Consider the following 26,656-nt stretch of genomic DNA (forward strand, 5'->3'; position numbering starts at 1 on the left):
GCGTGTACCTGCTGATCAAGGGCGGCACGGTCGTCACCGCGACCGGCGCGCACCCCGCGGACGTGCTGGTCGAGGGCGAGAGGATCGCCGGGCTGTTCTCGCCGGACAGCACCCCGCCCGTCGAGGGCGCGCAGGTGGTGGACGCGAGCGGCAAGTACGTCATCCCCGGGGCGGTCGACGTGCACACCCACATGCAACTGCCGTTCGGCGGCACGTCCGCGTCGGACACGTTCGAGACCGGCACCCGAGCCGCGGCCTTCGGCGGCACGACCACGATCGTCGACTTCGCCGTGCAGCGCACCGGCGAACGCATCCCGGACGGCCTAGCAGCCTGGCACGCCAAGGCCGACGGCAACTGCCACATCGACTACGGCTTCCACATGATCATCGGTGGGGTCGACGACGAGTCGCTCAAAGCCATGGACTCCCTCGTCGACGCCGAAGGCATCAGCAGCTTCAAACTGTTCATGGCATACCCCGGCGTGTTCTACAGCGACGACGGCCAGATCCTGCGCGCCATGCAGAAAGCCCGCGACAACGGCTCCATGATCATGATGCACGCCGAGAACGGCATCGCCATCGACGTCCTCATCGGCCAAGCCCTCGCCCGCGGCGAAACCGACCCCATCAACCACGGCCTCACCCGCCCCGCCGAACTCGAAGCCGAAGCCACCCGCCGCGCCATCTCCCTGGCCCAGGTCGCCGGCGACACCCCCCTCTACATCGTGCACCTGTCCGCGTCCCAAGCCCTCGAAGCAGTAGCCGCAGCCCGCGACACCGGCCGCAACGTCTTCGCCGAGACCTGCCCCCAATACCTCTACCTCACCCTCGAAGACCAACTCGGCGCACCAGGCTTCGAAGGCGCCAAGTGGGTCTGCTCCACTCCCCTGCGCTCCAAGCACGAGCCGCACCAGCGCGACCTGTGGCGCGGCCTGCGCACCAACGACCTCGCCGTGGTCTCCACCGACCACTGCCCCTTCTGCTTCCGGGAGCAGAAAGAACTCGGCATCGGCGACTTCTCGAAGATCCCCAACGGCATCGGCGGCGTCGAACACCGCGTCGACCTGCTCTACCAGGGCGTCGTCGACGGCAAACTCTCCCTGGCCCGCTGGGTCGAAACCCTGGCCACGACCCCGGCCCGCATGTTCGGCCTCTACCCGCGCAAAGGCGTCCTCGCCCCCGGCTCCGACGCCGACATCGTCGTGTACGACCCGAACGGCCGCACCCGCATCAGCGTCGACACCCACCACATGAACATGGACCACTCCGCCTACGAGGGCTACGAGATCGCCGGCAAGGTCGACGCCGTCATCTCCCGCGGCACCGTCCTCGTCGCGAACAACACCTTCCACGGCCACAAAGGCCACGGCCGCTACCTCCCCCGCGGCCTCTCCACCTACCTGCTCTGAGAAAGGAAGGGCACCTTCTTATCGCTCCGCGTATAAGAAGGTGCCCTTCCAAACCCACCACCCCCGGCCAGCAGCCAAGACGTCAGCTCGAAGGGAACGCACAGTGGACATCGGGGTCGTGTTCCAGCTGGACCCGCCCGCACGGCGGGTCGTGGAGCTGTCGCAGCGTGCCGAGGCCGCCGGGTTCAGCCACGTATGGTCGTTCGACTCACACCTGCTCTGGCAGGAGCCCTACGTCATCCACAGCGCGATCCTCGCCGCCACCGAGAAGGTCGTCGTCGGGCCGATGGTCACCAACCCGGGCACCCGCGACGTCACCGTCACCGCCAGCACCTTCGCCACCCTCAACGAGATGTACGGCAACCGCACCGTCTGCGGCATCGGCCGCGGCGACTCCGCCCGGCGCACCCTCGGCCTGCCCCCGGTCGACATCGCGCACCTGCGCGAAGCCGTCGGCGTGATCCGCGCCCTGGCCAACGGGCGCGAGGCGACGCACCGCGGCATCGAGATGCGGCTGCCGTGGGTCAAGGAGTCGGCGCTGGAGGTGTGGGTCGCCGCGTACGGCCCCAAGGCCATCAAGGTGACCGGCGAGGTCGGCGACGGCTTCATCCTGCAGCTGGCCGACCTCGACATCACCGAGTGGATGATCAAGCACGTGCGCCGGGCCGCCGAGCAGGCCGGGCGCGACCCGTCCACGGTCAAGATCTGCGTCGCCGCGCCCGCGTACGTCGGCGACGACCTGGTCCACCAGCGCGACCAGGTGCGCTGGTTCGGCGGCATGGTCGGCAACCACATCGCCGACATCGTCGCCCGGTACGGCGACCACGGCGCGGTCCCGCACGCGCTCGCCGAGTACATCAAGGGCCGGCAGGGCTACGACTACGCCGAGCACGGCCGCGCCGACAACGCGCACACCGCGTTCGTCACCGACGACATCGTGGACCGGTTCTGCGTGCTCGGCCCCGCGCAGGCCCACATCGACAAGCTCACCCGGCTCAAGGAGCTGGGCGTGGACCAGTTCGCCGTCTACCTCCAGCACGACGACATGGACCACACCCTGGCCGCGTACGGCGAAACCGTCATCCCGGCGATCAGGGCTCTCGGCTGAGTCGCGTCGAAAGCGTGGGGGTCAGACCTGGCCGGTAGCGTCGCCTGGTGCAACGACCGGTCCGCCAGGGATACCTCAACATGATCAAGTTGCAGCTTGGTCCGCTGCTGCGTGCGCATGGGTTCGCCCGCTCGTCGGGCACGTTCCGCAGGTTCGACGCCGAGGGCGACGCGACGCTGCTGGACATTCAGGGATCAACCATGGACTTTCCCCGAAACTGCATACGCGTCGGAGGCCGCGAAGCAGATCGCCACGAGGGGTTGTTGTCGGTGGCGAGCGCGACCTTCCGCGGTTGCGAGCCATGGGCGACGCGCTCGCCACCCCACCTGCCGCGACGGACAGGAGCTATGGGAGGTATATGGGGACCCGAGAACGACGTCCCTTACTCGTACCGACCTGCCATACGTAGTTCCGCCCGAGCCTGCCGCGCACCGAGGCAGTTCGGTTGCCGACAGATACGGCACAGCCCGGAACGATCCGCGTCGCGATGGCGGTGGAGTTCACGACGGAGAAACTCCGCACGCTCGTCGCTGATCGGTTCGATGTAGGACCACACGGAGTCCTCCTCGTTCGTCGATGGCCATTCAGCCAACCTCCTGGTCAGAAGTGTGCTCAAGGTGGGCGGGCCAGGGTGCGAGCCGACCCGCCCACGCACGTCCAAGTGCCAACCCGGACGCATGGCAAAGCCTACTCCACCTAATGGAGTAGGTCCATCATCTGGTGGTGGTGGAGTAGGTGATCGTGATCCAATCGGGGTGCCAACCCGGGAGTGTCGCCATGCCGTTGCCCATGAGCTATATGAAGATCGCGGAAGACCTCGCTGCTCGCATCAAGTCCGGCGAGTACCAGCCAGGCCAGCAACTGCCGTCCTACAACGAACTGGCGACGCTGTACTCAGTCCACTTCTCCACCATCACGCGCGCCATCGGCGTGCTCCGGCTGCAGGGGCTGGTCATCGGAGTGCCGGGCCGGGGTGTGTTCGTGCCCGAGGACTAGGAGGCGTCGGCCACCCGCAGGATCAGGGCACGGTACGCGTCCTTCATGGGCAGCTCGCGCTCCACGTGGACCCGGCGGCGGGTGGCGGTGACGTCGACGCCGCGGACGGGGTCGTGCCCGGCCAGCTCGAACGCCTCCCACCACAGCCCGATCCCCCGGCGCTGCCAGGCGGGCAGCTCGTTGAAGTTGATCCCGTGCTGGTACAGCAGCTCGTTCTTGCCCGAGGTCGTCGCGCCGTCGAGGGCGCGTGTGGCCTGCGAGCGGCTCAGCCCGGTCTTGCGCAGCGTCCAGTAGCACCAGCCGTTGAGCGCGCACCGGGCCGCGTCGGACTGCCGCCACGAGAAGTAGTCGGCCACATCGGCGACCGAGACGCCGAGCCAGACCCGCGAGTCGAAATGCGCCGGCACGCCCGCGGCGTGCGTGAACGTCGCGCTGGCGATACCCGCCGAGATCGAGACGAGCTTCTCCACGCCGCGCCCGAACAGGTCGAAGCCGGGTGGCAGCAGCAGGGAGATCTCGTCGCTCTCGGTGTACGCGTACCGCGCCCCCAGCTCGTTCAGCAGCGCCGTCGCCGTGGTCACCATGTGCTCGCCGAAGCGCTCGTCGAACGGCTTGTCGAAGTGCTGCTCGGTGAACCGCGAGAAACCCCGGCCGTCCAGCCGCAGCACCGTCCACGCGCCGGGCAGCAGGGTCAGCCCGTGGAAGTACTCCCGCGCCCGCTGCCCGGCCTCGAACTCGTCCGCGTCCACGGTCACCGCTCCTCTTCCAGCACCTCGACACGGAACCCGCCCGCCCCGTCGAAACTCACCGCATACAGCCGGTCGAACCCGTCCGCCCGGCTCGGCCGCCGCAGCTCACGGAGCACGGCCCGCAACCCGGCAGCCGGCACCCGGGTGCGGTCGTCGCGGACGGCGTTGCGCGCCGCCGACCCCGCCGGGTCCGGCGGGAACCAGTAGCCGACGACGCTCGCGCCGTGCTCCCGGGCGGCCTCGATCAGCGGTTGCCACTGCTCCGGGGACGGATTCGTGTTGTCGACGACGACGCTGCGCCCGGCGGCCAGCGCCTCGCCGACCAGCCGCAGCTGACGTCGCTGCCGGTTGCGGGCGTTGCGGAAGTCGTCCTTGCTCACCACCGCACGCCCGTCGGCGAGCACCGTCCGGCAGAACGTGCTCTTGCCCGACGCCTGCAACCCGATCAACACCGCCAGCTCGACCGGCATCTCAGCGCTCCGCATCCGGCTCGGGCCGGACACGCCGGCGCACATCCGCGTAAGCCCAGGCAGGGGTGGCGTTCACCCGCGAGAGTGTGCCCGATCGCCCACCAACCCCGCCACCTGGGTATCGACGTCCCCGCCGGCCTGTGCTCAGCGGGCGTCGGCGGCGTTGCGGTTGCGGGGTCGCCGCGCGGCGCGGGCCGTTCGCGCCCGACGCCGGGGCGTACGCCCGGCAGGACCCCGGCCCGGCACGCACGCGGCCCTGGCCGCACGGGGCGGCGGCGGCGCCGGCCGTCGCCGCCTGCGACACCTGGCCAGGACGGCCGAGGACAGCCCGGCGAGCACCCCGGCCAGCAGCGCACCGCAGGGCATATCCGTTCCTCCTCGGCCGTCCGGGATGTCAGACCCTGGCCGGCTCAGGCTCGGGTGAGGGAGCCGGCAGGTCGACGCTGGACCGCAGGGTGATCTTCGGCAGGGCGAGCGCGGCCAGCACGCCGACCACCCCGATCGCCGCCGACACCAGGAAGATGTGGCCGGTGGCGTCGCCGTACGCCTCGCGGACGAGCGGTCACCCCGCCGGCGGCGCGACCAGCGGATACCGGGCGCGCAGCCGGGCCAGCGCCGGCGGGTGCACGTTCGCGGCGCTCAGATCCTGGTCGTAGTGGGCGAGCACGCGCCGGTCCATGACGTGCCGCCACAGCGGCGGCAGCAGCGCCGCCACGATCATCGTCGCGTACCCGGCGGGCAGCTGCGGTGAGCTGTCGAAGGTGCGCAGCACCTGGTAGCGGCGCAGCGGGTTGGCGTGGTGGTCGCTGTGCCGCTGCAACTGGAACAGGAAGACGTTGGTGACGATGCGGTCGCTGTTCCAGCTGTGCCGCGGATCGACCTTGTCGTAGCGGCCGGTGGCGAGCTGCTGCCGGGCCAGCCCGTAGTGCTCCAGGTAGTTCACCACCTCCAGCAGCGCGAACCCGACCACCGCCTGCGCGGCCAGCAGCGGCAGCACGACCGGCCCGAACCAGGCGGTCAGCGCGGCGAACAGCGCCACCGTCATGACCCACGCGTTGAGCACGTCGTTGCGCCAGGTCCACGGGGAACGCCCGCGCAGCCGGAAGCGCGCGGTCTCCAGCCGCCAGGCCGAACGCAGGCTGCCCAGCACCGTACGCGGCAGGAAGGCCCAGAAGCCCTCCCCCAGCCGGGCGCTGGCCGGGTCCTGCGGGGTGGCCACCCGCACGTGGTGGCCCCGGTTGTGCTCGACGTAGAAGTGCCCGTACCCGGTCGGCGCCAGCGCGATCTTCGACAGCCACCGTTCCAGGCGCTCGCGCTTGTGGCCGAGCTCGTGCGCGGTGTTGATGGCGATGCCGTTCACGATCCCGATGCTGAGCACCACCCCGACCGCGGCGAACGGGCTCAGCCCGCCGCGCGCCCACACCGCGCAGCAGGCGACCAGCGCCGCGTACTGCAGGGGCAGGTAGAGGTAGGTGAGCACGCGGTAGTAGCGCGAGCGCTGCAGCGCGGCCGTGGCCTCCTCGGGCGGGTTCGCGCGATCGTCGCCGACGAGCAGGTCGACCAGCGGGATCAGTCCGAACACGACGGCGGGGGTGAGCCACCAGCCCCAGGCGTGGCCGCCGCTCGCGAGGGCCAGGCCCTGGAAGGGCAGTGTGGGCACGAGCAGGGCCGCCGGCCACAGCAGGCGGCGGGGGTCGCGCCAGGTCGGATCGCTCATGGTCGCCTCCGCGATGAGGGGTGTACGCCGAGAGTCCCATGCTCATCGACCGTCGACAATCACGAGTATTTTGTAAAGTCATGGGATGATGCTCCCGATCGTGCGGCCCGACCGTGCCGCCACCCGGGCCGCGATCGTCGCCGCCGCCCGCGAGCTGACCATCACCCGCGGCTGGGCCGAGGTGCGCATGGCGGGCGTCGCCGAGCGGGCCGGGGTGAGCAGGCAGACCGTCTACAACGAGTACGGCGGCCGGGCCGGGCTCGCCGACGCCATGGCCGACGCCGAGATCGAGCAGTTCATCGCCGGCGTGCGCGCGATCCTGTTCTCCCACGGGTCGCACGTGCGGGCCGGGGTCGCCGCGGCGGTGCGCTTCGCACTCGACGAGGCCGCGGCGAACCCGCTGGTCCGCGTCATCCTGACCAGCTCCCGCGGCGGCGCGGACCCGTTGCTGCCATACCTGACGACACGGTCCGACGTGGTCCTGGCGGCCGCGGCGGTGCCGCTGCTGGAGTGGGCCGCGGCGTTCGCGCCCGACGTCGAGCCCGAGGAGCTCGCGTTCGCCGCCGAGACCGTGATCCGCCTCGTGGTGAGCCACATCGTGCTGCCGCTGCGCCCGGCCGCGCACACCGCGGACGCGCTGGCCGGGCTCGTCGTGCTGCTGCTCGACGCGACGCGGCGCGGTGCCGAGCGCTGACCAGCACCCCTCGGCGGCCGAGTCGGGTACACGCCTTGGCGTTTTGTCCATGTTAGGGATACGTCGCCGGTAAACTGAGCCCGACAGCTGTGCCCCGGACGGGCTACGCCCCGAACAGGACGGGGGAACGGGTGTGAAGACCTGGCACATGGTGGCGGCGTTGGCCGTCGCGGCCGTGCTGACCCTGACCATCGGGCTGTTCCCGGCCCGCGCGGCGGCCCCGGACGGCTGCCCGCAGGCGGCCTTCGGCTTCTCCGGCGACGAACGCGAGCGGATGCACGCCGCCGTCGCCAAGACCCTCGCCGAGGCGCAGGCGCCCGGGATCACCGCCGGGGTGTTCGTGCCCGGCCGCGGCACCTGGATCTGCGTGGTCGGCGTGTCCGATCAGGAGACCGGCCGGGTGATGAACGCCGCCGACCGGTTCCGGATCGGCAGCATCACCAAGACGTTCACCGGCACCGCCGTGCTGCGCCTGGTCGACCAGGGACTGATCGGCCTGGACGAGCCGCTGAGCCGGTACGTCGACTGGCCCGACGGCAACGCGATCACGATCCGCCAGCTGCTGAACATGACCTCGGGCGTGTACGACTACACCGAGGACCCGGAGTTCGAGAAGCGCTATCAGGCTGATCCGGCCGGCTCCTTCGGCCCGCGCGACGCCCTCGACATCGCCCGCAACCACGAGCCGTACTTCCCACCGGGACAGGGCTTCCACTACTCCAACACCAACTACATCCTGCTGGAGACCGTCGTCGAGCGGGTCACCGGACGGGCGGTCGGCGACCTGATCACCGAGGAGATCATCGACAAGCTCGGGCTGGACTCGACGAGCTACCCGGCCACGTCCGCCCTGGAACCGCCGTACGCGCGCGGCTACGACGAGACGCCCGACCCGGGCGACGGCGCGGCGACGCGCGACGTCACCGAGTCCAACCCCGGCTACGCGGGGGCCGCCGGTGCGATGGTGTCCAACCTGCACGACCTGCGGATCTGGGCCGCCGAACTGGCCAACGGCGCACTGATCAGCGAACGCCTGCAGCGCGAGCGGCTGCAGACGGTGCCGCTGACCCAGGGCGCTCAGGTGTCGTACGGGCTGGGCATCGCCGACTGGGGCGGCTGGCTCGGCCACAACGGCACGATCATCGGCTACAACACCGCGATGTTCTACCTGCCCGGCACCGGAGCGGTCATCGTGGTCGAGGTGAACCGGTCGTCCCTGGACACCGACCACGCGACCCCGCTGTTCGGCGAGCTCGCGAAGATCCTCTACCCGGACCGGTGACCCGGTGTCCCCGGCGCCCACCGCGTGGCAGGCGATCGCGCTCGACGAGCGCATCGCCTGGGCCCGCCGCAACATGACGCTGACCGCGCGCGTCGCGGCGCAGCTGCCGCCGATGCACGGGGTGCGGCTGGCCTGCACCGCGCATCTGGATCTGAAGATGCTGCTGGCGATCGAGGCGTTCGCCCGCGCGGGGGCGCAGGTGGCGGTCGTGCCGGCCAACCCGCACACCACGCAGTGGGACGTCGTCGGCTGGCTGCATGCCGAAGGCGTGGAGACGGCGTTCACCCGGTTCGCGGACGAGGCGCAGGCGGCCGCGGCGTGCGTGGAGTGGGCTCCGACGCACGCGCTGGAGATGGGCGCGGTGGTGATGACCGCGGCCGCCCGGGCCGGCTATCCCGGGCTGCGGGCCGGCGTCGAGGTCACCCGCACCGGCATCGACCGGCTGTTCCGGGTCGAGGTGCGCCATCCGGTGTTCGACCTGGACGCGGTGCCGCTCAAGACGCTCCTGCACAACCGCTTCGCCGTCGGCACCAGCACCTGGGCCACCCTGACCGCCCGCACCAACCTCACCCTGCACGCCAAGTCGGTCCTGGTGGTCGGCTACGGCGAGGTCGGCGCGGGCCTGGCCCGTGCGGCCCGCGCCTACGGCGCCCAGCTCCTCGTCGCCGAACCCGACCCCTCCCGCCGCGCCGTGGCCTCCTACGAGGGCTACCGCGTCGGCACGGCCGAAGAACTGATCGCCGCCGCCGACGTCGTCGTCACCGCCACCGGCCGCCCCGACTCGATCCCCGCCCAGCTCCTCGGCCAGGCCAAGGACGGCTGCATCCTGCTCAACGCGGGCCACACCGACAACGAGATCGACGTCACCGCCCTGGGCCCCGGCCGCCCCGTCATCCCCCACCTCACCGCCCACCGCTACGGGGACCGCGAACTCTTCCTCTTCGCGGGCGGCCGCATCGCCAACCTCGTCGCCGGCGACGGCGACAGCCTCAACGTCTTCGACACCACCGCGGCCCTGATGATCGCCTCCCTCGGCTGGACCACCGACGAAGGCTCCACCTACCCACCCGGCCTGCACCCCCTCCCCACCACCGCCTGGCGCCCCGCCACCCCCTGACCACTCCCAAGCCGCGGCGATCTTGCGTGGACTGCGGGGATGACACACTCGAAAGCGGCATACGGGCAACAGTTCGCGCAAGATCGTCGCGATCTCGGCGGGGTGATCTCAGAGCGTGGTCATGGGGCGTTGTGGGGGTGATCGGCGGCGCATACTGGCGGCCGTGTCTGAGAACTCGCTGCCGTCCGTGATCGCGCTGTCGCCGGTGGAGCAGCCGCCGGACACCACCGTGCAGCTGCCGGGATCCAAGAGCATCACCAACCGGGCGCTGCTGTGCGCGGCGCTCGCCGAGGGGACGAGCACGCTGACGGGGGTGCTGTTCGCCGATGACACGCGGGCCATGCTCGGGGCGATCACCGCGCTGGGCGCGCAGGTGACGGTCGACGAGGCCGCCGCCACGGTCACGGTGCGCGGCACCGACCCGCGCGCGGCGGCCGGGCCGGTGTCGGTGTTCGCCAACCAGTCCGGCACCACCGCCCGGTTCCTGCTGCCCGCGCTGGCGCTGCGGCCGGCCCGCGGGGTGCTCGACGGCGACGCCCAGCTGCGCGCCCGCCCGTTCGGCCCGCAGGTCGAGGCGCTGCGCACGCTCGGCGCGCGGGTCGAGGAGCCCGCCGAGGCGGGCCGCCTGCCGCTGGCCGTGACCGGCCCGGTGCACGGCGGCCGGGTCTCGCTGCCGGGGCACCTGTCCAGCCAGTTCCTGTCCGGGCTGCTGATGGCCGGGCCGCTGATGCGCGACGGGCTGACCGTGGAGCTGACCTCGGCGCTGGTCTCGGTGCCGTACGTGACGATGACCGCCGCGGTGATGGCCGCGTTCGGCGTGCCGGCCGACGGGCTCGGCGTCGCCCCGGGCCGCTACCGCGCGACCGAGTACGCGATCGAGCCCGACGCGAGCGCGGCGTCGTACTTCCTGGCCGCGGCGGCGATCACCGGCGGGCGCATCACCGTGGCCGGGTTGGGCACGGGCAGCCTGCAGGGCGACGTGCGCTTCGCCGACGTGCTGGAGCGCATGGGCGCGCGGGTGTCGCGCGGCGCCGACGGCATCACCGTGACCGGCGGCGGCCCGCTGCGCGGCGTCGACGTCGACATGGCCGACATCTCCGACACGGCGCAGACCCTGGCCGCGGTCGCGGTGCACGCCGACGGCCCGACCCGGGTGCGCGGCATCGGCTTCATCCGCCGGAAGGAGACCGACCGGCTGGCCGCGGTCGTCACCGAGCTGCGCCGGGCGGGCATCGACGCCGAGGAGCACGAGGACGGCTTCACGGTCCGGCCGGGGCGGCCCGCACCGACGCGTTTCGACACGTACGGCGACCACCGCATGGCGATGAGCCTGTCGCTGCTCAGCCTGCGCTCGCCCGGCATCGAGATCGACAACCCGCGGTGCGTCGCGAAGACCTACCCGGATTTCTTCGCCGACCTGTCGCGGGCCACCGCCCGAGCGTGAAGGATCAAGCCCTATGGAGTACGTGAAACTGGGCCGCACCGGCCTCGACGTGTCGCGGCTGAGCCTGGGCTGCATGAGCTACGGCGAGCCGAGCCTGGGCAGCCACACCTGGACGCTGCCCGAGGACGAGTCCCGGCCCTTCATCAAGCGGGCGCTGGAACTCGGGGTCAACTTCTTCGACACCGCCAACGTGTACTCGCTGGGCAGCAGCGAGGAGATCGTCGGCCGGGCGCTGCGCGACTTCGCCGACCGCGACGAAGTCGTCATCGCCACGAAGGTGTGGGGCGTGATGCGCGAGGGCCCCAACGGCCGCGGCCTGTCCCGCAAGGCGATCATGACCGAGATCGACAACAGCCTGCGGCGGCTCGGCACCGACTACGTCGACCTGTACCAGATCCACCGGTTCGACCCGCACACGCCGCTGGAGGAGACCCTGGAGGCGCTGCACGACGTGGTCAAGGCCGGCAAGGCCCGCTACCTCGGCGCGTCCTCGATGTACGCGTGGCAGTTCGCCAAGGCGCTGCACACGGCCGACGCGCACGGCTGGACCCGCTTCGTCACCATGCAGAACCACTACAACCTGATCTACCGCGAGGAGGAGCGGGAGATGCTGCCGCTCTGCCTCGACGAGGGCGTCGGCGTCATCCCGTGGAGCCCGCTGGCCCGCGGCCGGCTCACCCGCGAGCCCGACGCGGTGACCGCCCGCACCAAGGACGACGCCTTCGGCGAGGGCCTGTACGCCTCGACGGAGGCCGCCGACCAGGCGGTCATCGCCGAGGTGGGCCGGATCGCCCGCGAGCGCGGGGTGCCCCGGGCGCAGGTCGCGCTGGCCTGGGTGGCGAGCCGGCCGGGCGTGGTCGCGCCGATCGTCGGGGCGACGAAACCGCAGCATCTGGAGGACGCGGTGGCCGCGCTGGAGCTCACCCTGAGCGCGGACGAGGTCGCCGCGCTGGAGAAACCGTACGAGCCGCACCGGATCGCCGGGCAGTGACCCGCGCGGACCGGCGCGGGAACCGGTAGCGTGTGCCCAGCCGTGGCAGGTGCCACACAATGTGATGACGGTCGGCGGAGATTCGAGGACTCGTGAGCGGACAGGTGAAGGACCGGGCGGAGACCCGGCGGGCGACCAAGGCGGAGCGGCGTGATGCCCGCATCGCGGCGGCGAAGGCGGCCAAGCGCAGGAAGATCCTGTACGGCACGCTCGGCACGTTCGTCGGCACCGCCTTGATGATCGTTTTTGCCTTCGTGGTCTTCAAGAACGGCGGCGGTGAGGACACCGCCGCGCAGCCCAGCGCGTCGGCCAGCGCCGACGCCGGGGCAGGCTCGGCGGCCGACCCGAACGCTCCCCAGCCCGACGCGAAGTTCCCGCCGCTGCCCGCGGGCGCCGACCCGGCGCTGGGCACCAAGCCGGTCGTCACCAAGGACAACGCGTCGCTCAAGCAGCTGAAGGTCACCCCGCTGATCGCGGGCAAGGGCCCGGCGGTCAAGGCCGGCGACACCATCACCGTCAACTACGTGGGCGTGAGCCTCACGACCGGTGAGGAGTTCGACACCTCCTGGAAGCGCGGGCAGGCGTTCACCACGCCGATCGGCGTCGGCCAGGTCATCCCGGGCTGGGACCAGGGCATGGTCGGGGTCAAGGTGGGCAGCCGGGTGCAGATCGACATCCCGTCGGAACTGGCGTACGGCGACAACGGGCAGGTGCCCGGCCCGCTGCGCTTCGTCGTCGACGTGCTCGCCGCCACCCCCGCCTCCTGACCCACTCCTTCGCGACACCCCGCCCCCGTCTGCCTGGCAGGCGGGGGCGGGGTCGTCATGGACGTCGGGCCCGTGCAGCTGAATGGGCAAAACGCCTCATATCCTCTCCCATCGGGCTATGGTCGAGCAGCGGACCACGTCCGCGGGCGGCACGAAGGAGAGGGCGATGGCAACGAGCAAGATCAGCTGGATCACCGCCGGGGTGGTGTCCGCGGCGGCCGCGGGGGTCGGCGCCGTGATGGCGTACCGGCGCCGCCGTATGCAGGCCACCGAGGACAGTTACACGGCCCTGGCCGGGTTGAGCACGCACCAGGACGGCAAGCACAAGAAGGAGCGCGTGCCGCGCAAGCTCAAGAAGAGCCGCGCGCACGCCGAGGCGCTGGCCTCCGGCCACGGCGGGCAGCACTGGTGACTCAGCGGGGAGTCCGCTCCCCCGCCTCCACCGCGACCGCCAGCAGGTTCTCCGGCGGCGGCAGCGGGCACGTGCCGTAGTCGGTGAACGCGCACGGCATGTTGACCGCGCGGTTGAAGTCGACGACCGCCGCGCCGTCCACGCCGGGTTCGGCGACCGTCAGCGAACGCGCCCCGCCGTGCGTGGTCACACCGCTGGTCGCGTCGCGGAACAGCACGGACAGGCTGCCGTCGGCCGCGTCCATGGCGGTGAGCGCCTGCGCGATCCCGTCGATCTCGAAACGCAGCACCCCGCGGGCGATCTGGTCGTGGGTCAGCCCGGGGATCACCGCGCCGACGGTGACCGACCGAGGCGTGTCGTACGGCTCGAACATCGCGTCCAGCACCCAGCGCGCGTCGAGCGCGAACGTCGGCACGCCGGTGAAACCGGTCCGGGTGGGCGCCTGGGGGTCGCGCACCCGCAGCGCGTACGCCCCTCCGCGCTGGATGAGTTCGACGAGCCGGTCGCCGTGGTCGAGCGTGATGCCGATGCCGCCCTCGGCCGGGCTGAGCATCAGCTCGCCCTCGACGGGTTCACCCGCATGGCTGAACCCGTCGCCCGCGTCGGCCAGCAGCCGCACGCCGTCGGCGTGCACGTGCCACCGCCCCGGCACGTCGGGCAGCGCGACCTCGTCGGCGGGTAGCCAGTGCAGTGCGGTGAGGCTCAGCCACCCGTGGGGGGCACGCAGCTCCTGCTCGCGGGCGGCACGCCAGGCGTCCCACTCCTCGACCAGCGTCCGGGGGTCGACGGCCATGGCGTGCCCTCCTCCTCGTCGACGGGGCTCCCGGCAGCCTGCCACGACCGCAGCGCCCGTGCAAGATCAGCAGAGGTGAACGCGTAGTGGCTGTCGGTGACCTGACCCGGCAGCGTGGTCAGGCGGTGACCGGCAGACCCGCGGTCTGCCAGGCGGCGAAGCCGCCCGCGAGGTCGGTGGCGCGGTGCAGGCCGAGGTCCTGCAGCGCGGCGGCGGCCAGCGAGGATGTGTAGCCCTCCTGGCAGAAGACCACCACCGGCAGGTCGTACCGGCCGGCCTGCGGCAGCCTGGCGTCACTGCGCGGGTCGAAGCGCCATTCCAGGACGTTGCGTTCGACGATCAGCGCGCCGGGGATGCCGCCGTGCGCGGCGCGCTGGGCGGCCGGCCGGATGTCCACCAGCAGCGCCCCGTCGCGCTGGGCGGCGGCGGCCTCGGCCGCGTCGAGGCGGGTCAGGCGGGCGCGCGCCGCGGCGAGGATCTGGTCGATCCCGCGCGAGCCGGCGGGGGCGGCGGGATCGGTGTGCACGCTCACCACTGTGCTCCCGCCCGGTCGACAGCGGCCACCAGCAGCCGTCCAGCCTGGAGCCGGTAGCGGGTCATGGTCGTCAGCTCGGGGCCGTACACGTGCACGCTCACGGCGGGTTCGGGGCCCTCGTTGGCGATCTGGTGCAGGTGGTGCTCGCCGAACTGGCGGGCCGCCCCGGCGGTCAGCACCCGGCCGGTCAGGCACGCGGAGCCGTCCGCGCCGGTCACGGTGCGCTCGGTCAACGTGCCGGAGACGACCACGAACGCCCCCGCGCTGCCGCCGTGGTCGTGCAGGTCGGTCTCCTGGCCGGGCAGCCAGGTGAGCAGCCACGCCTCCACCCCGGACTCGCCGAGCAGGCGGTGGTACCAGCGCCGCACCGGGTCGAACCGGGGCGCGACGGGCCAGGCCTCGGGGTTGTCGGCCAGGCGACGGGCGGTATTCAGATGGTCGGCCCGGACCCCGGTGGTGACGATCATTCAGATCACCTGCTTTTCCTAGCGGCTTTATAGGAATTACATCACCAGGTCCGCCAGGGCACAACAGGAAACGCCGATCCGGATCGTGGCGCGTGCCACGGGTCCGGACCGGCGTACGACGGAAAGGGGTCAGTCCTTGGCCAGCGACCGGGCGATCACCATGCGCTGGATCTGGTTGGTGCCCTCGACGATCTGCAGCACCTTGGCCTCGCGGAAGTAGCGCTCGACCGGGTGGTCGGCGACGTAGCCCGCCCCGCCGAGCACCTGCACCGCGTCCGTGGCGACCTGCATGGCCATGTCCGTGGCGAACAGCTTGGTCTTGGCCGCCTCGATCGAGTACGGCAGCCCCGCGTCGCGCAGCCGGGCCGCGTGCAGCATCAGCGCCCGCGCCGCGGTGATCTGCGTCGACGCGTCGGCCAGCAGGAAGCCCAGCCCCTGCAGGTCGATGATCGGCTTACCGAACTGCACCCGCTCCCGGGCGTAGTTCACCGCGTAGTCCAGCGCGCCCTGAGCCAGGCCGATCGCGCAGGCCGCGATGCCGAGCCGGCCCGAGTCCAGCGCGCCCATCGCGATCCGGAAGCCCTCGCCCTCGCCGCCGATCAACCGCTCGGCGGGCACCACCGCGTCGTCGAGCGCGATCTGGGCGACCGGCGAGGAGCGCAGGCCCATGGTCTTCTCCCGCGCCTGCGGGTTCAGGCCGGGCGTGTCCGCCGGGGCCAGCAGGCAGGAGATGCCCTTCGGGCCGGGGCCGCCGGTGCGGCAGAAGACGTTGTAGAAGTCGGCCACGCCCGCGTGGGTGATCCACGCCTTGGTGCCGCTGACCCGGTACGTCTCGCCGTCGCGGGTGGCCTTGGTCGCCAGGTTGGCCGCGTCGGAGCCGCCGGCGGGCTCGGACAGGCAGTACGCGCCGAGCAGCTCGCCGCCGATCATGTCGGGCAGCCAGCGCTCGCGCTGCTCCGCGGTGCCGTGGTGGGCGAGCGGGTAGCAGGCCAGGGTGTGCACGCTGACCGTCTCCGCGATGCCGACCCAGCGGCTGGCCAGGATCTCCAGCACCTGCAGGTAGACCTCGTAGGGCTGCTCCGCGCCGCCGTACTCGGCGGAGTAGGGCAGGCCGAGCAGGCCGGAGCGGCCCAGGGTGCGGATCAGCTCGCGGGGGAACTCCCCGCGCGCCTCGAAGTCGTCGGCGTGCGGCGCGAGCTCCTTGTCCGCGATCTCGCGGGTGAGTTCGAGCAGGTCGTGTGCTTCGGGGGTGGGAAGCAGTCGGGTAACGCTGGGCATGACGCCAGCTTAACGTTCATTAAGTGATTGCGCCCGGTCGGTCGGGGGTTGGCAAGATCGCCGTTTGAGGGCGAAATGTGTGGCCTGACCTCAGGTTCTGACCCGAGACGGCGATCTTGCCCACCCACCGACCGCACCGTTTCCCCTCAGACCGGGCCGGGAAAGGACATAGTGGAAGTGAGCTGAGCAGGGAGGCGGGCCATGAGCGTCGGGCTGACCGGGCCGGTGGTGGTGGGCGTGGACGGCTCACCGGCCGCCACGACGGCGCTGCGCTGGGCGGCCGACGAGGCCGCGCTGCGCGAGCTGCCCCTGCGGATCGTCCACGTGAGCGAGGACCCGGGGCCGCGGCTCGGCGACGGCGAGGCGGAGGCGGCGATCTCGTCGGCCGGGCACACGGTGACCGCGCACGCGATGGCCGAGGTCCGGGCGATGCGGCCGGACATCACGCTGACCAGCGAGGTGCTGCGTGACGACCCCGCGCACGGCCTGATCCGGGAGTCGGAGTCGGCGGCCCTGGTCGTCGTCGGCAGCCGGGGCCACGGCGGCTTCCACGACCTGATGCTCGGCTCGACGAGCCTGCAGGTGTCGATGCACGCCAAGTGCGCCGTCGCGGTGGTGCGCCCGCCGGCCGCCCCGGACCGCGCGGGCGTGGGCGCGGTGGGCCGGATCGTGGTCGGCGTGGACGGCTCGCCGCAGTCGGGCGACGCGCTGGCGTTCGCCTTCGACGAGGCCGACCGGCGAGGCTGCGGCATCACCGCCGTGCACGCCTGGCTGGGGCCGATCACCACCGGCGCGGCGGGCATGCCGTTCGTGTACGACATCGACACGCTGCGCGCCCAGGAGGAGTCGGTGCTGGAGACCGCGGTGGCGGGCTGGCACGACCGCTACCCGCACCTCGACCTGCAGCGGATCACCATGGAGTCGTCCGCGGCGGCCGCGCTGACCGAGCAGTCCATGGGCGCGCTGCTGGTGGTCGTCGGCTGCCGGGGCCTGGGCGGGTTCACCGGCCTGCTGCTCGGCTCGGTCAGCCAGGCGCTGATCCACCACGCCGGGTGCCCGGTGGTCGTCGCGCACCGGCGCGGCGAGGCCAAGAAATAATCGGGCCAAGCATTGACATGCCGGATATGCCGGCCTAACGTGAGAAGTGAAGCCCGACCGATCTCATAAATGAGATAAGCCGGGCTTCCCGTATGTCCGGGGTCGAGCCGGTCAGTCGCCCGGCTGCGACGGCTTGGTGGCCAGCGGCAGCACGTACCAGAGCAGGATGTAGACCAGGGCCATGCCGCCGCCCAGGAAACCCGCCCAGCGCACCCCTGCCACCACGTCGACGACCAGGTAGATGGACAGCACGATCGCGGCCATCTCGAAGAACAGGCCGAACTGCGCCAGCACGTGCGCGGTGCGCACGATCTGCGGCTTGCGCCCCTCCCGGAACGACAGCCGGTGGTAGCTGACCGGGGCGATGAGCAGCGCCGCCGCGACCGCGCTGCAGATGAACGTGACGACGTACAGCACCCGCTCGGTGCCGGTGATCTTGCCGAAGCCGACCGAGAACGGCAGCGTCAGCAGGAACGCGAACAAGATCTGCACGCCGGTCTGCGCCACCCGCAGCTCCTGCAGCAGCTCCGAGTAGTTGCGATTCCAGCGCTCGTCCGGGTCCTCCGCCGACTCCTGCCGCCGGTCGCCGTCGATGTCAGTCACTGTCAGCCTCCGCATCCCCAGGGTATGCCCGAGGAAGCGGAGATCATGCCGACTCGGACGGGCTCAGGCGGCGTTCTCCGCCAGGGCGTCCACCAGCCGGCGGCACGGGCTCGCCAGGTTCCACTGCTCGGCCAGGTCGAACAGCCGCTCCGGATCGCGCGGCACCCGGGGCAGGGTCAGGTCGTGCTCGGGCAGCTTCAGGTCGGTGGCCACCCGCACCACCTTCGGCGCCACGGCCAGGTAGGCCGAGGCCGCCTCCAGCTTGGCACGCAGGCCGGGCGCGAAGTCCGACGCCGGGTCGGCCACCGCCGCGACGATCGCGTCCAGGCTGCCGTAGCGCTCGATCAGCCGGGCGGCGGTCTTCTCCCCCACGCCCGCCACGCCGGGCAGGCCGTCGCTCGGGTCGCCGCGCAGCGCCGCGAAGTCGGCGTAGCCGCCCGCCGGGACGCCGTACTTGGCCAGCACCGCGGCCTCGTCGCAGTCCTCCAGCTTGGCCACGCCGCGGCCGACGTAGAGCAGCCGCACCCCGCGCTTGTCGTCGACCAGCTGGAACAGATCGCGGTCGCCGGAGACCACCTCGACCGGCGCGGCCTGGGTCGCCGCGAGCGTGCCGAGCACGTCGTCGGCCTCGTTGCCGTCCACCCCGTACGCCACGATGCCGAACGCGTCGAGCACCTCCAGCAGCAGGTCGACCTGCGGCACCAGCTCGTCGGGCACCTCCTCGCCGCCCTCGGGGGCCACCCGGTGCGTCTTGTACGTGCCGATCAGCGCCACCCGCCACGCCGGCCGCCAGTCGTAGTCCAGCGCGCACACCAGCCGGCCCGGCCGGCGGCCCTTCACCAGCGTGGTGACCATGTCCAAAAAGCCGCGCACCGCGTTGACGGGGGTGCCGTCCGGGGCCATCGCCGCCTTGGCGGGCACACCGTGGAAGGCGCGGAAGTACAGGCTCGGCGCGTCGATGGCGAGCAGGGGTGCGGTCATGCCTGACAGCCTGCCACAGGCCTGGGACACCCGCCCCGAGACGCGTCCGCCCGTGCCACCGGAGCGGCACGGGCGGGGCGATCAGGGGCGGCGGGTCACTTGCCGCGCGGGGTGAACGCGGTCGGGCGGCGCACCGTGCCGCGCTGCGCGGCGATCGCGGCCTCCTCGCGGGCGGCCTGCACCTTGTCGAGGTATGCGCGGGCCTCCAGGTCCTCCTTGGTGGGGGCCGCGCCGATCGCGAAGACCAGACCGCCGATCACCAGCAGCACCAGCACGCCGATCGGCACCAGCAGGTTCGCCGCGGACGCGCCGGCCGTCGCGCCGCCGAGCGTCGGCGTGGTCAGCTGCACCGACATCGCGGCCATGCCGGTGTAGTGCATGCCGCACACCGCGACGCCCATCAGCAGCGCCGCGCCGCCGATGGCCAGCGGCTTGGTCAGCACGACGGTGAACCACAGCGCCACGGTCGCGGCCACCACCGCGATGACGACCGAGGCGGCGACCAGACCGGTGTCGTACGACACGGTGCCGTTCAGCCGCATCGCGAACATGCCGATGTAGTGCATGCCCGCCACACCGACGCCGGTGAAGATGCCGCCGACGACGATGCGGCCCATGTTGGGCCGGCCGAAGCCGACGATCCACAGCCCCAGGCTGACGACGACGATCGCGACCAGCGCGCTCACCGCCGTACGCGGGATGTCGTAGCGGATCTGCGCCCCGGTCACGCTGAAGCCCAGCATGGCCATGAAGTGCATGGCCCAGATCGCGGTGCCGCCCAGCGCCCAGGCGGCCAGCACGATCCACCAGAAACGCTGCTTGCCGGTGGTGGCGGTCCGCATGCGTGCCGTGCAGAGCAGGCCCAGCAAGGAGCCCAGGATGGACAGCCCGTACGCCACGCCGGGCGTGACGAGGCCGTGAGTGAAATGGTGCACGTCGGCCATGCGGTCGACCCTTTCGGCTCATACAGCGAGCGATGTTCGCTTTTTTGGCATGATCCCGGAAGAGTGTTTCCGCTGGCAACTCGGTCAGACCGCCGCAGTGTACGCAAGTACCCCTCTATTGACCGCGTCCATCGCGGTCCGCGCGGTCTCACGCAGCGACGACGGTGCACCGGTGGCGTCGGCGATCTGTCCGAGAAGATCGATGACCTGTCTCGCCCATCGGACAAAGTCGCCGGCCGGCATGTCGCCCTCCAGGCTGTGCCCGCTCGCGAGCACCTTCGCCAGCGGCTCGCCCTTGGCCCAGCGGTACATCGGCCACACGAAGCCGAGGTCCGGCTCCTTGGTCTGGGCCAGGCCGAGCCGGCGCTCGTCCACGCCCAGCTGGTAGAAGGTGCGCACCGTCGCGTCGACGGCCGTCGCGACGGGGCCGCGCGGCACCGACGCCTGCTCGTCGACGTCGCGGCGGGCCTCGTACAGCACCACGGAGACCGCGGCGGCCAGCTCGTGCGGCTGCAGGCCCTCCCACACCCCGGTGCGCAGGCACTCGGCGACCAGCAGGTCGGCCTCGGTCCAGATCCGGGCCAGCATCCGGCCGGGCGCGGTGACCTCGCCGTCGGGGCCCAGGTAGCCGCGCTCGGTGAGCAGCTCGCAGATCCGGTCGAAGGTGCGCGCCAGCGAGCCGGTGCGGTTGTTCACCTTGTCGCGCAGGTGCTCGGTGTCCTTGAACAGCCGCTGCCGCCGCTCGGCCCAGCGGGCGTGGTCCTCGCGCTCCGGGCAGGCGTGGCACGGGTGCGCCCGCATCGCCTTGCGCAGCGCCAGCAGCTCACGGTCCTCGTGGCTGCCGTTGCCGCCGCGGCGGCGGCGACCGGCGCCGCGGGCCACGTCCAGGTTGCGCAGCGACGCGGCCAGGTCACGGCGCTCGGCTGGGGCGCGGTGGTTGAAGTGGCGCGGCACCCGCACCCGGCCCACCACGTCCACGGTCCCGGCGAACTCGCCGGCCGAGATGCGCCCGGCCCAGCGGTCCTCGGTCAGCACCACCGGGCGCGGCTCGCCGAAGCCGCCCACGCCCGGGTCGAGCACGATGGCCAGCCCCGAGTGCTTGCCCGACGGGATGCGGATCACGTCGCCGACCTTGAGCTGCTCCAGCGACTCGACCGCGGCCGCCCGGCGCTCCTGCTGGCTGTTGCGGGTGAGCTGCTTCTCCCGGTCGGCGATGGCCACCCGCAGCGCGAAGTACTCGGCGAAGTCGCCGTGCTCGCAGGCCAGCTCGGTGTCGTACACCGCCAGCACCTCGTTGTTGCGCTGCACCTGGCGGGCCAGGCCGACCACCGAGCGGTCCGCCTGGAACTGCGCGAACGACGACTCCAGCAGGTCGTGGGCACGCGCCGCGCCGACCGAGCCGACCAGGTTCACCGCCATGTTGTACGACGGCCGGAAGCTCGACCGCAGCGGATACGTCCGGGTGGACGCCAGACCGGCCACGTGGCGCGGGTCGACCTCCGGCCCCCAGACCACGACCGCGTGGCCCTCCACGTCGATGCCGCGCCGCCCGGCCCGGCCGGTGAGCTGCGTGTACTCCCCCGGCGTCAGGTCGACGTGGGCCTCGCCGTTGTACTTGACCAGCCGCTCCAGCACCACGCACCGGGCGGGCATGTTGATGCCCAGCGCCAGCGTCTCCGTGGCGAACACCGCCTTGACCAGGCCGCGGACGAACAGCTCCTCGACGACCTCCTTGAACGCGGGCAGCATGCCCGCGTGGTGGGCGGCCAGGCCGCGCTCCAGCCCGTCCAGCCAGTCCCAGTAGCCCAGGGCGGCCAGGTCCTCGCCGGGGATGTTGGCGATGCGCCGCTCCACCACCGTACGGATCTCGGCGCGCTCCTCCGGCGAGGTCAGCCGCAGGCCCGACTGCAGGCACTGCTGCACGGCCGCGTCGCAGCCGGCCCGGCTGAACACGAACAGGATCGCCGGCAGCAGCCCCTCACCGTCGAGCTTGTCGACGATCTCGGGCCGGTTCGGGCCCGGCCCGCGCCGCCCCCGGCCGCCGCGCCCGCGGCGCAGGTCGACCGCGTCCATCCGGCGGGCGATCTCCCGGGTGTGCCGCAGCAGCTCCGGGTGCACCTCGTGGGCGCGGGCCGCCTCCGAGTCGTGGAACAGGTCGAACAGACGCTTGCCGACGAGCATGTGCTGCCACAGCGGCACCGGCCGGTGCTCGCTGACCACGACCTCGGTCTTGCCGCGTACGGTGACCAGCCAGTCGGCGAACTCCTCGGCATTGGACACGGTCGCCGACAGCGACACCAGGGTGACCGAGGCGGGCAGGTGGATGATGACCTCCTCCCACACCGCGCCGCGGAACCGGTCGGCCAGGTAGTGCACCTCGTCCATGACCACGTACGACAGTCCGGCCAGCGCGGACGAGCCGACGTAGAGCATGTTGCGCAGCACCTCGGTGGTCATCACGACCACCGGCGCGTCGCCGTTGATGGAGTTGTCGCCGGTCAGCAGGCCGACCTTGTCCGCGCCGTAACGCTGCACCAGGTCGTGGAACTTCTGGTTGGACAGCGCCTTGATCGGCGTCGTGTAGAAGCACTTGCGGCCCTGCTGCAGCGCCAGGTGCACGGCGAACTCGCCGACCACCGTCTTGCCCGCGCCGGTGGGCGCGCACACCAGCACGCCGCTGCCGCGCTCCAGGGCCGCGCAGGCGGTCCGCTGGAAGGGGTCGAGGGCGAAGCTGAGCCCGGCGGCGAACTCGTCGACCAGTGGCGAGGCTACGGGGGTCTTACGGCCTTCGGTGGTGGTCGAGGGTCGGGCTGGTCGGGCGTCCGACCCTGTTCCGGGTCGACGCTCGGCGGGGCTCGTCATACCGCAAAGGCTAGGCGAAAGAGGCCAGTCGGCGCAGGTCGGTATCCTGCTGACGTGCCCGAGTCCCCGCCGCAGCCGTACGCTCATCCGGCACGGATCGACGGTCACCGCGCCCTCGATGCCGTGCTCTTCGATTTCCACGGCACGCTCGCCATGACCGTGGACCCCGTCGCGTGGGTCAGCGCGGCGGCCGCCGACTGCGGCGTCACGCTGGACCGGGGCAAGGCCACGGTGCTCGCCGACCGCCTGGCCACGGCCGGTGGGCTACCGGGCGTGTCGCCGCCGGTGCGGGTGCCTCCGCAGCTGGCCATGGCGTGGGCCGACCGCGACCTCTACGAGCACGCCCACCGCGAGGCGTACACCGGGCTCGCCGCGACCGTGCCCAACGACGTCCCCGGGCTGGCCGACGCCCTCTACGCCCGGATACTGACGCCCGCCGGCTGGGCGCTGTACCCCGATGTGACGAACACGCTCACCACGCTGCGGGCCGCCGGGGTGCGCACCGCGCTGGTCAGCAACATCGGCTTCGACCTGCGCCCGCTGCTGGACGCCTGGGGGCTGACCGCGCTGTTCGACGCGCTGGTGATGTCGTACGAGGTGGGCTGCATCAAACCCGACCCCAAGATCTTCCTGCGGGCCTGCGGCATGCTGTCGGTCGACCCCGAGCGCACCCTCATGATCGGCGACACCCCCGCCGACGCGGGCGCGGTCAACGCCGGCTGCGCCGCCCTGGTCGTGCCCGCCGCCTCCCCCGGCCGCCCCAACGGCCTCCACCGCGCCCTCTCCCTCGCCCTCCCCCACCACTGACCGCCACCGCCCGGCCCGCCGGCCCCACCCCCTGCCGCAACTCTTGAAGACTTGCGGCCTGCGGGGGGACCGGAGTCCGCGACTCTTCAAGAGTTGCGGCAGGGGGGTGGGGATCTCGTGGCGGGAGTTGGCGGATTTGGGCTGATTCGGGGTGGCATGGCGCGAAGAATGGGGCCATGCGTGTGGTGGTGGATCTGACCAAGTGTCAGGGGTATGCGCAGTGCGCGTTTCTGGCCCCGGAGGCGTTCCGGATGGTCGGCGACGAGGCGCTCATGTTCGATCCCGCTCCGTCGGACGACCAACGGGTGAAGGTGCTGCGGGCGGCGGCCGCGTGTCCCGTGCAGGCGCTGCAGGTGGACGTGGCCGACCTGCCGCATCCGCCGCCCGAGGAGAAGGTCGTGGCGGCCAAGGGCGACCGGCTGCGCCGCGACGGGCGCATCGTGATCGTCGGGGCGTCGCTGGCCGGGCTGAAGGCCGCCGAGCAGCTGCGGGCCGAGGGCTTCACCGGCTCGCTGACCGTGATCGGCGACGAGCCGGAGGAGCCGTACGACCGGCCGCCGCTGTCGAAGCAGGTGCAGACCGGCTTCGTCACCTCGGCCGACACCACGCTGCCCCGGCGGCGCGACATCGACGCCGAGTGGAGGCTCGGGGTCGCCGCGACCGGCCTGGACCTGGAGCGCAAGCGCGTCATGCTGGCCGACGGGCAGGAGGTCGAGTTCGACCGGATGCTCGTCGCGACCGGGGTGCGCGCCCGGCCGTGGCCGGTGCCGGAGGAGGCCGCGCTGAACGGCGTGTTCACCATCCGCACCCGAGGGGACGCGGCGGGGCTGCGCGAGCGCCTGCTGGCGAAGCCCAGGCGGGTGCTGGTCATCGGCTCCGGGTTCACCGGCTCGGAGATGGCCTCGGTCTGCGTCGAGCTGGGCATCCCGGTCACCGTCGCCGAGGCCGGCACCGCGCCGCTGGCGGGGGCGCTGGGCGGGGTGATCGGCCGGATCTCGGCGGGCATCATGCGCGAGCACGGCGTCGACCTGCGTACCCACACGAAGGTCAACTCGCTGCAGGGCGAGGACGGCAGGGTGCGCCGGGCGATCCTGTCCGACGGCACCACCCTCGAGGTGGACGTCGTCGTGGTCGCCCTGGGCGGCATCCGCAACGTCGAGTGGCTGGAGAGCGCCGGACTGGCCGTGGGTGTATGGGGGCTGGCCTGCGACGCGGGCTGCCGCGCGTTCACCGCCGCGGGGCTGGTCACCGACGACGTCTTCGTCGCCGGGGACGTGGCCCGCCAGCCGCAGCCGATGTTCGGCTACCAGTTCCTGGCGATGGAGCACTGGGGCAACGCGGTCACCCAGGCCGAGGTCGCCGCACACAACATGATCAGCGGGGAGACCGACCGCTGGCCGCACCTGGAGATGCCCGCGTTCTGGTCGCTGCAGTTCGGCCACAACATCAAGTCGGTGGGCGTGCCGCCGATCGCCGACCAGATCGCGATCACGCAGGGGTCCGTGGAGAGCCGGCAGTTCGTCGCCGCGTACGGCTACAAGGGCCGCGTCGTCGGCGCGGTGAGCTGGAACCAGGGCAAGTGGCTGGACTTCTACCAGCAGCTGATCGAGCAGGCGGCGCCGTTCCCGCTGCCGTACGACATGACCAACCCGCCGGCCGACCGCACGCCGGTGCCGGCGGAGTTCCCGGAGCGGGTGTTCCCCGCCCACGACGCGACCGTCGTGGTCACCGGCCACGACCCCAGCGAGCGACGCGCCGTGCTGGTCCGCTCGTCCCGGCGGCGCTGAGGCATGAGCGAGCGCAACGAGCGAATCATGAGCACCGTTCCCGACGGTGACGAGCCAAGCGAGGAGCCGTCATGACCGAGCCCAGCCTGTTCCAGGAGATCACCGAGTTCGACAACCGGGCCAATCCGTGGCCGCTCTACGAGAAGCTGCGCAGCCAGCCGGTCTGGCAGGAGGCAGACGGCTCGTTCGTGGTCAGCACGTTCCGCGAGATCTACTCGCTGCTGCACGACCCGCGGATCAGCTCCGACCCGGCCAACCTGCTCCCGGAGTACGCCGACAAGGCCGGACCGCTGGCCCAGGCCGGCAGCAACCTGCCGCCGAGCTTCATCCGCACCGACCCGCCCCGCCACGACACGCTGCGCCGCATCGCGATGCGCCAGTTCGGGCCGCCGCACCGGCCCGACCGCATCGAGAAGCTGACGCCGCTGCTGGAGGAGGTCGTCACGAAGCTCATCGACGGCCTCGCCGACCGGCAGCAGTGCGACCTCGTCGACGACGTCGCGTACCCGTTCCCGGTCGCGGCGATCACGGGGCTGCTCGGGGTGCCGCCCGAGGACGAGCCGCGGTTCAGCCAGTGGGTCGGGCCGATCGTCGACTCCACCGGCAAGGACTCGCCCGAACTCACCCAGCAGCGCACCGACGCGTTCCAGCAGCTCGGCATGTACATGTTCCAGCTGGCGCAGAGCAAGCGGGACAACCCGGGCGACGACATGCTGTCCGGCTTCGTCACCGACGACGGCCCGGACGGGCGGCTGGAGGGCGGCGACCTGTTCTCGGCGCTGATCCTGCTGCTGATCGCCGGTCACGAGACCACGGTGAACCTGATCGCCAACGGCTGGCTGACCCTGCAGCGCCACCCCGAGGCGCTGCAGCGGCTGCGCACCGAGCCGGATTTCGCGATCCGCATGGTCGAGGAGCTGCTGCGGTACGAGGGCTCGGTGCACTTCCTGCCCAACCGGACCGCGGTCGCCGACATCGAGATCGGCGGCACGACGATCCGCAAGGGACACCCGATCGTGCTGGTCCTCGCGTCGGGCAACCGGGACACCGACTGCATCCCGCACGCGGACCGGTTCGATCCGGACCGGCCGGACAACGTGCACCTGGGCTTCGGCAACGGGGTGCACTACTGCTTCGGCGCGCCGCTGGCCCGGCTCGAAGCCCAGCTCGCCCTGACCCAGCTCGCCAAGCGCCTGCAGAACCCGCGCCTGGTGGCCGACCCGCCGCCATACCGGCCCAGCCCCGTCCTGCGCGGCCCGATCCACCTCCCGATCGCCTACGACGGCGTCCTGCCCGCCTGACCGGCCTGAAGGAAGGAAGGGCACCTTCTTATCGCAGAGCGATC

25 protein-coding genes are annotated in these 26,656 nt (G+C 72.0%); 14 read left to right on the top strand and 11 right to left on the bottom strand.

Translation table 11 applies throughout. The features are described from left to right. The first annotated feature begins 2 nt into the window (after positions 1–2). From hydA to ACFQO7_RS19225, 3 genes are all read left to right on the top strand, one after another. Entirely contained in the window at positions 3–1,409 is a 1,407-nt protein-coding gene (gene hydA / locus ACFQO7_RS19215) for a dihydropyrimidinase (RefSeq protein ID WP_376807634.1), read from the top strand. Between the two features lie 103 nt (positions 1,410–1,512). After that, positions 1,513–2,517, top strand: coding sequence for a TIGR03842 family LLM class F420-dependent oxidoreductase (locus tag ACFQO7_RS19220; protein ID WP_376807635.1), 1,005 nt, complete (start codon positions 1,513–1,515; stop codon positions 2,515–2,517). 798 nt (positions 2,518–3,315) lie between these two features. Continuing rightward, complete coding sequence (locus ACFQO7_RS19225) at positions 3,316–3,513, top strand: winged helix-turn-helix domain-containing protein (protein ID WP_376807636.1); 198 nt, start codon at positions 3,316–3,318, stop codon at positions 3,511–3,513. Here the strand turns inward: ACFQO7_RS19225 and ACFQO7_RS19230 are convergent. The 3 genes from ACFQO7_RS19230 to ACFQO7_RS19240 form a co-directional block, all read right to left on the bottom strand. Continuing rightward, entirely contained in the window at positions 3,510–4,268 is a 759-nt protein-coding gene (locus ACFQO7_RS19230; RefSeq protein ID WP_376807637.1) for a tRNA(His) guanylyltransferase Thg1 family protein, read from the bottom strand. The genes ACFQO7_RS19225 and ACFQO7_RS19230 overlap by 4 nt on opposite strands. Further along, entirely contained in the window at positions 4,265–4,732 is a 468-nt protein-coding gene (locus ACFQO7_RS19235) for an AAA family ATPase (RefSeq protein WP_376807638.1), read from the bottom strand. The genes ACFQO7_RS19230 and ACFQO7_RS19235 overlap by 4 nt, the downstream gene beginning before the upstream one ends. Before the next feature lie 562 nt (positions 4,733–5,294). After that, complete coding sequence (locus tag ACFQO7_RS19240; RefSeq protein WP_376807639.1) at positions 5,295–6,449, bottom strand: alkane 1-monooxygenase; 1,155 nt, start codon at positions 6,447–6,449, stop codon at positions 5,295–5,297. Between the two features lie 85 nt (positions 6,450–6,534). On the opposite strand from ACFQO7_RS19240, the gene ACFQO7_RS19245 reads away from it, so the two are divergent. The 7 genes from ACFQO7_RS19245 to ACFQO7_RS19275 all read left to right on the top strand — a co-directional run bounded on the left by ACFQO7_RS19245 (position 6,535) and on the right by ACFQO7_RS19275 (position 13,156). Beyond that, positions 6,535–7,143, top strand: coding sequence for a TetR family transcriptional regulator (locus ACFQO7_RS19245; protein ID WP_376807640.1), 609 nt, complete (start codon positions 6,535–6,537; stop codon positions 7,141–7,143). A 133-nt stretch (positions 7,144–7,276) separates the two neighbouring features. Then, positions 7,277–8,425 (top strand): serine hydrolase domain-containing protein, encoded by a 1,149-nt coding sequence (locus tag ACFQO7_RS19250; RefSeq protein ID WP_376807641.1) that lies wholly within the window; start codon positions 7,277–7,279, stop codon positions 8,423–8,425. 4 nt (positions 8,426–8,429) lie between these two features. Beyond that, positions 8,430–9,542: an NAD(P)-dependent oxidoreductase gene (locus tag ACFQO7_RS19255; RefSeq protein WP_376807642.1), complete on the top strand. Its 1,113-nt coding sequence runs from the start codon at positions 8,430–8,432 to the stop codon at positions 9,540–9,542. 163 nt (positions 9,543–9,705) lie between these two features. After that, on the top strand, positions 9,706–10,986 hold the full coding sequence (gene aroA, locus ACFQO7_RS19260; protein ID WP_376807643.1) for a 3-phosphoshikimate 1-carboxyvinyltransferase: 1,281 nt from the start codon (positions 9,706–9,708) through the stop codon (positions 10,984–10,986). Positions 10,987–10,999: 13 nt separating this feature from the next. Continuing rightward, positions 11,000–11,977, top strand: a complete 978-nt coding sequence (locus ACFQO7_RS19265; RefSeq protein WP_376807644.1) for an aldo/keto reductase — start codon at positions 11,000–11,002, stop codon at positions 11,975–11,977. 92 nt (positions 11,978–12,069) lie between these two features. Further along, positions 12,070–12,744, top strand: a complete 675-nt coding sequence (locus tag ACFQO7_RS19270; RefSeq protein WP_376807645.1) for an FKBP-type peptidyl-prolyl cis-trans isomerase — start codon at positions 12,070–12,072, stop codon at positions 12,742–12,744. 166 nt (positions 12,745–12,910) lie between these two features. After that, positions 12,911–13,156 (top strand): hypothetical protein, encoded by a 246-nt coding sequence (locus ACFQO7_RS19275; RefSeq protein WP_360536741.1) that lies wholly within the window; start codon positions 12,911–12,913, stop codon positions 13,154–13,156. A gap of 1 nt (position 13,157) precedes the next feature. Here the strand turns inward: ACFQO7_RS19275 and ACFQO7_RS19280 are convergent, their stop codons facing one another. The 4 genes from ACFQO7_RS19280 to ACFQO7_RS19295 form a co-directional block, all read right to left on the bottom strand. After that, positions 13,158–13,949 (bottom strand): DUF1684 domain-containing protein, encoded by a 792-nt coding sequence (locus ACFQO7_RS19280; protein ID WP_376807646.1) that lies wholly within the window; start codon positions 13,947–13,949, stop codon positions 13,158–13,160. A 118-nt stretch (positions 13,950–14,067) separates the two neighbouring features. Continuing rightward, positions 14,068–14,481, bottom strand: a complete 414-nt coding sequence (locus tag ACFQO7_RS19285; protein ID WP_376807647.1) for a rhodanese-like domain-containing protein — start codon at positions 14,479–14,481, stop codon at positions 14,068–14,070. Next, positions 14,478–14,951 (bottom strand): cysteine dioxygenase, encoded by a 474-nt coding sequence (locus ACFQO7_RS19290; RefSeq protein ID WP_376807648.1) that lies wholly within the window; start codon positions 14,949–14,951, stop codon positions 14,478–14,480. The genes ACFQO7_RS19285 and ACFQO7_RS19290 overlap by 4 nt, the downstream gene beginning before the upstream one ends. Before the next feature lie 129 nt (positions 14,952–15,080). Further along, positions 15,081–16,229, bottom strand: coding sequence for an acyl-CoA dehydrogenase family protein (locus ACFQO7_RS19295; RefSeq protein ID WP_376807649.1), 1,149 nt, complete (start codon positions 16,227–16,229; stop codon positions 15,081–15,083). A 201-nt stretch (positions 16,230–16,430) separates the two neighbouring features. Between ACFQO7_RS19295 and ACFQO7_RS19300 the strand changes: the two genes are divergently transcribed. Then, complete coding sequence (locus tag ACFQO7_RS19300; protein WP_376807650.1) at positions 16,431–17,327, top strand: universal stress protein; 897 nt, start codon at positions 16,431–16,433, stop codon at positions 17,325–17,327. 111 nt (positions 17,328–17,438) lie between these two features. On the opposite strand, the gene ACFQO7_RS19305 is transcribed toward ACFQO7_RS19300, so the two are convergent. The 4 genes from ACFQO7_RS19305 to ACFQO7_RS19320 all read right to left on the bottom strand — a co-directional run bounded on the left by ACFQO7_RS19305 (position 17,439) and on the right by ACFQO7_RS19320 (position 22,717). Beyond that, positions 17,439–17,930, bottom strand: a complete 492-nt coding sequence (locus ACFQO7_RS19305) for a DUF6328 family protein (protein ID WP_361049936.1) — start codon at positions 17,928–17,930, stop codon at positions 17,439–17,441. A 63-nt stretch (positions 17,931–17,993) separates the two neighbouring features. Continuing rightward, complete coding sequence (locus ACFQO7_RS19310) at positions 17,994–18,911, bottom strand: 5'-3' exonuclease (protein WP_376807651.1); 918 nt, start codon at positions 18,909–18,911, stop codon at positions 17,994–17,996. A gap of 95 nt (positions 18,912–19,006) precedes the next feature. Further along, positions 19,007–19,855 carry an MHYT domain-containing protein gene (locus ACFQO7_RS19315; RefSeq protein ID WP_376807652.1) on the bottom strand — a complete coding sequence of 283 codons (849 nt, stop codon included), beginning with the start codon at positions 19,853–19,855 and terminating at the stop codon, positions 19,007–19,009. An 84-nt stretch (positions 19,856–19,939) separates the two neighbouring features. Beyond that, positions 19,940–22,717 carry a DEAD/DEAH box helicase gene (locus tag ACFQO7_RS19320; protein ID WP_376807653.1) on the bottom strand — a complete coding sequence of 926 codons (2,778 nt, stop codon included), beginning with the start codon at positions 22,715–22,717 and terminating at the stop codon, positions 19,940–19,942. A 54-nt stretch (positions 22,718–22,771) separates the two neighbouring features. On the opposite strand from ACFQO7_RS19320, the gene ACFQO7_RS19325 reads away from it, so the two are divergent. The 3 genes from ACFQO7_RS19325 (at position 22,772) to ACFQO7_RS19335 (ending at position 26,612) form a co-directional block, all read left to right on the top strand. Next, on the top strand, positions 22,772–23,524 hold the full coding sequence (locus tag ACFQO7_RS19325) for an HAD family hydrolase (RefSeq protein WP_376807654.1): 753 nt from the start codon (positions 22,772–22,774) through the stop codon (positions 23,522–23,524). A 176-nt stretch (positions 23,525–23,700) separates the two neighbouring features. Continuing rightward, the gene (locus ACFQO7_RS19330) at positions 23,701–25,311 is read left to right on the top strand and encodes an FAD-dependent oxidoreductase (RefSeq protein ID WP_376807655.1); all 1,611 of its coding nucleotides are present in this window, start codon (positions 23,701–23,703) and stop codon (positions 25,309–25,311) included. 71 nt (positions 25,312–25,382) lie between these two features. Then, positions 25,383–26,612, top strand: coding sequence for a cytochrome P450 (locus ACFQO7_RS19335; RefSeq protein WP_376807656.1), 1,230 nt, complete (start codon positions 25,383–25,385; stop codon positions 26,610–26,612). The last annotated feature ends 44 nt before the right edge of the window (positions 26,613–26,656 follow it).

This window comes from Catellatospora aurea, assembly GCF_042663325.1.
Taxonomy (GTDB): Bacteria; Actinomycetota; Actinomycetes; order Mycobacteriales; family Micromonosporaceae; genus Catellatospora; species Catellatospora aurea.

Excerpts from the sequence above, each read along its gene's own strand:
- ACFQO7_RS19225 (WP_376807636.1), top strand. The coding sequence starts at position 3,316 with ATGAAGATCGCGGAAGACCTCGCTGCTCGCATCAAGTCCGGCGAGTAC.
- ACFQO7_RS19235 (WP_376807638.1), bottom strand. The coding sequence starts at position 4,732 with ATGCCGGTCGAGCTGGCGGTGTTGATCGGGTTGCAGGCGTCGGGCAAG.
- ACFQO7_RS19240 (WP_376807639.1), bottom strand. The coding sequence starts at position 6,449 with ATGAGCGATCCGACCTGGCGCGACCCCCGCCGCCTGCTGTGGCCGGCG.
- ACFQO7_RS19245 (WP_376807640.1), top strand. The coding sequence starts at position 6,535 with ATGATGCTCCCGATCGTGCGGCCCGACCGTGCCGCCACCCGGGCCGCG.
- ACFQO7_RS19265 (WP_376807644.1), top strand. The coding sequence starts at position 11,000 with ATGGAGTACGTGAAACTGGGCCGCACCGGCCTCGACGTGTCGCGGCTG.
- ACFQO7_RS19275 (WP_360536741.1), top strand. The coding sequence starts at position 12,911 with ATGGCAACGAGCAAGATCAGCTGGATCACCGCCGGGGTGGTGTCCGCG.
- ACFQO7_RS19280 (WP_376807646.1), bottom strand. The coding sequence starts at position 13,949 with ATGGCCGTCGACCCCCGGACGCTGGTCGAGGAGTGGGACGCCTGGCGT.
- ACFQO7_RS19290 (WP_376807648.1), bottom strand. The coding sequence starts at position 14,951 with ATGATCGTCACCACCGGGGTCCGGGCCGACCATCTGAATACCGCCCGT.
- ACFQO7_RS19295 (WP_376807649.1), bottom strand. The coding sequence starts at position 16,229 with ATGCCCAGCGTTACCCGACTGCTTCCCACCCCCGAAGCACACGACCTG.
- ACFQO7_RS19300 (WP_376807650.1), top strand. The coding sequence starts at position 16,431 with ATGAGCGTCGGGCTGACCGGGCCGGTGGTGGTGGGCGTGGACGGCTCA.
- ACFQO7_RS19310 (WP_376807651.1), bottom strand. The coding sequence starts at position 18,911 with ATGACCGCACCCCTGCTCGCCATCGACGCGCCGAGCCTGTACTTCCGC.
- ACFQO7_RS19315 (WP_376807652.1), bottom strand. The coding sequence starts at position 19,855 with ATGGCCGACGTGCACCATTTCACTCACGGCCTCGTCACGCCCGGCGTG.
- ACFQO7_RS19320 (WP_376807653.1), bottom strand. The coding sequence starts at position 22,717 with ATGACGAGCCCCGCCGAGCGTCGACCCGGAACAGGGTCGGACGCCCGA.
- ACFQO7_RS19330 (WP_376807655.1), top strand. The coding sequence starts at position 23,701 with ATGCGTGTGGTGGTGGATCTGACCAAGTGTCAGGGGTATGCGCAGTGC.
- ACFQO7_RS19335 (WP_376807656.1), top strand. The coding sequence starts at position 25,383 with ATGACCGAGCCCAGCCTGTTCCAGGAGATCACCGAGTTCGACAACCGG.